This is a genomic window from Shewanella sp. AC91-MNA-CIBAN-0169, from assembly GCF_040310165.1.
GTDB lineage: Bacteria > Pseudomonadota > Gammaproteobacteria > Enterobacterales > Shewanellaceae > Shewanella.
The window spans coordinates 1-265 of the sequence record NZ_JBEOPM010000129.1 but is presented as its reverse complement, the minus strand read 5'-3'; the positions used below and the strand labels follow the sequence as shown (position 1 = coordinate 265).

General features: G+C 43.0%; 1 protein-coding gene. It reads right to left on the bottom strand.

Annotated features, from left to right (window positions below; all coding sequences use genetic code 11):
- Positions 1–57 precede the first annotated feature (57 nt).
- The coding region (locus tag AAEY98_RS22405; RefSeq protein ID WP_351019802.1) for a hypothetical protein at positions 58–265 on the bottom strand (208 nt) is incomplete at its 5' end.

Below are 265 nucleotides of genomic sequence, written 5' to 3'. Positions count from 1 at the left end.
CCTTTCGACCCAGTTGTTTTTATTTATGCTTAGGATTGACGCAAGTATCAATCCTAATTAATCCATTACCCAATCCCAATAAGACCTCTTATTATTCGTAAAAACCCATCTGGCGACCTCCCAATCATCGATCGAACAGCCTATGTCGATCAAACCGCTATTATTTGTGGCAAAGTCATTATTCATGCCAATGTCTTCATTGGTCCCTATGCCGTGATCCGCGCTGATGAAGTGGATGCACAAGGCGAGATGGGAACCTATCATC